Genomic DNA, 2,870 nt, shown 5'->3' with positions numbered 1-2,870 from the left:
AAAACGCTGAATCGCATCCCTGTTTGAGCGCGTCATGACATCTTTGATCATTTATGTGGTTTCCATCTTTAAATTGTACTCAGGTGGTGTATCCATTTAATTTATTACATCCTTAAACTGTACTGAGTGTAAAATTGAAACAATGTTGTGGCTGAGCCACACCGCTAATTTGAACTGGATTTTATTTATGCCTGTCAGAACTGTTCCAAAAAACTATCGAAACGTCACTGGGATTTACGCGTCTGCTAAGTCCGACGAAAAAGCGATGTTTGAATCTACATTAGAGCGAGATTTTATCACAATTCTTGAATTTGATAAGAAGATAACTGGCTTTGAAGTTCAACCTGTTGAGGTTAACTGGGTTGATCAAGACGGCAAGCCTCGCTCGAACTTTCCTGATGTTCTATTCAAGCGAAAGACTAAATTCGGCGTAGAAACGGTCTTGGTTGAAGTTAAATATCGATCCGACTTGAAACAAGACTGGGATAAGTTAAAACCGAAGCTTAAAGCTAATCTTCGATACGCCAAACAGCGTGGATGGAAGTTCAAGATTATGTCCGAAGTTGAAATTCGCACTCCTTTGCTCGAAAACGCTAGGTTTTTGCTGCCTTACATCCGCCAAGGTGCTCAACGCGAAGGTGATATGTCGTTGTTAGACGATAAATTAAAAGAGCTCAAGAAATCTACGCCAAGTGCATTGCTGGAGTTGTTAGCTTCAAGTGAGTGGGATAGAGCGGCACTGTTACCGACACTTTGGTATTTAGTGGGTACGAGACAGATTCGTTGTGATCTCTCTTCCGAGCGGATTAATATGAATACACCCATTTACTGGAAACCTTAAAGGATTATTAAGATGTTTCATAACGGTTCATTAAGATTAGATGTCGGCGAGAAAGTTGTTTATGAAGGTGAGGAGTATTTCATTCGCCAGGTAAATGATTTAAACAATGCTGTGCTCATTCACCCAAAAACCAAGGTAATGAAGCAAGTTTTAATATTTGACATTGAGGGCTGTACACAACAAGAGCTCAAACCGGTAAGTGATTTAAAACTCATCCCTGACCATCTTTGGGATGAAGCGATGAAACGATTTGAAATTATTAAGCCCTTATTGGTTAAAGGTCGTACTCGTGAAATGGTTTCTCAGCGTGCGGCTGAATATGAGTGCTCGGTTACAACTGTCTATAATTGGATTAAACGCTATGAGTCAAATGGCAAGGTTACTGACCTGTTACGTGCTAAGCGTTCGGACAAAGATAAAACAACGCTCAATAAAGATGTTGCTGAATTAGTTAAAAGAATCGTTAATACGGAATATAAGACGGCGCAGAAAAAGTCGATTGCTAAAGTGTGCCGTGAAGTGGCTCGTCAATGTCATGAGCTAGGTCTCAAAGCACCGCATTGCAATACGATTCGTAAATGGATCAGTAAAGAGCATCCAAAGGATCTTCTGAGGATACGGGAAGGTAAAAAAGAGGCAGCAGAAAATTACAGCCCTATTCGAGGTTCATTTCCAGGTGCGGATTGGCCTTTATCCTTTGTCCAAATTGACCATACACGCCTAGATATTCAACTCTGTGATGATCACTGGCGTCGTCCGGTCGGTAGGCCATGGATAACAGTGGTTTTTGATGTGTTCTCAAGAATGGTATTGGGTTTTAGGGTTGGTTTTGACTCACCTTCGGCCTTAATAACAGGCTTAGCAATTTCTCATGCTGTTTTGCCGAAAGAAGACTGGTTAGCCAAGTACAACGTAAACGGTGAATGGCCGTGCTGGGGCATCCCGGATACAATTCACATGGATAATGCGAAAGAGTTTCGAGGAAAGCTGATTCAGCGTGCCTGTGACCAATATGGCATTAATATCGAATGGAGACCAGTAGCTAGACCCAATTACGGTGCGCACGTTGAGCGTTACCTAGGTACTCTGGCGGAAGAGTTAAAAGGTGTATCCGGTGCAACTTTTTCAAATATTTTCGAAAAGGGAAACTATGACAGTGAGAAAAATGCTGTTTTAACTTTGTCTGAACTTGAGGAATGGCTAACGGTTTATATCGTGGGCGTTTACCACAATAGGGAGCACTCTTCCTTGGGCATGTCACCATTGGAAAAGTTTAAAAAAGGAATATTGGGTGATGATCACAATCCTGGCAAAGGATTGCCTGCTAAGTTGATTAACCCGCGCCAGTTTAGATTAGACTTTTTGCCGTTTGTCGAACGTACGATTCAGCGTGAAGGCGTGGTGATTGATGATGTGCAGTATTATGCGGATGTTTTGCGGCGTTGGATAAATGCTCCAGATCCAGAAAAACCAAGCATAAAGCGAAAGTTTGTTTTTAGAAGAGATCCACGGGATATTAGTTTGATTTGGTTCTATGACCCGAATGATGGCGATTATTATCCGGTTCACTATCGTAATACAGCTTATCCTCCGATCAGTGTATGGGAGCTTCGGGCGGCGCAAGCCAAGCTCAAAGAAGAACGAAGTGGCCGACAAGATGAGAGTCAAATATTTTCGATGATTGGTCGTATGAGAGAAATTGAGGAAAAAGCAGCGCGTGAAACTAAGAGAGCCAGACGTAACAAAGAGCGCAAGAAACCAACGTCGATGTCTCCTTTGGCATCAAAGCAACCAGAACCTAAGCTAAATAATATGGTGCCCGAGTCAGACGCTACAAAGCCAGTTAAAGTCGTTCGACCTTTTGATGATTTGGATGAAATGCTATGAGTTTTGAACATCTCACACCTAAGACCAAAGAACTGCTTGAATTGAGCAATGAGGAACGCATAAATATTATTCGCTCTCCTCGCTGGGTTGGTTACCCAAGAGCGCAGAAAATATTGAATCAGTTGGATGAGTTATTAACTTA

3 protein-coding genes are annotated in these 2,870 nt (G+C 42.0%); all 3 read left to right on the top strand.

Annotated features, from left to right (window positions below):
* Positions 1-187: 187 nt before the first annotated feature.
* Entirely contained in the window at positions 188-841 is a 654-nt protein-coding gene (locus IBX48_RS10095; RefSeq protein ID WP_296834108.1) for a TnsA endonuclease N-terminal domain-containing protein, read from the top strand.
* Positions 842-853: 12 nt separating this feature from the next.
* Entirely contained in the window at positions 854-2,728 is a 1,875-nt protein-coding gene (locus IBX48_RS10090) for a Mu transposase C-terminal domain-containing protein (RefSeq protein WP_296834105.1), read from the top strand.
* Positions 2,725-2,870, top strand: a 146-nt coding sequence (locus IBX48_RS10085; RefSeq protein ID WP_296834111.1) for a TniB family NTP-binding protein, incomplete at its 3' end; no start/stop codon positions are given. The genes IBX48_RS10090 and IBX48_RS10085, both read left to right, overlap by 4 nt.

The sequence above is a fragment of the Thiomicrospira sp. genome, assembly GCF_014859555.1.
Classification (GTDB): domain Bacteria; phylum Pseudomonadota; class Gammaproteobacteria; order Thiomicrospirales; family Thiomicrospiraceae; genus Thiomicrospira.
This window is presented reverse-complemented; position numbering and strand designations above follow the sequence as displayed.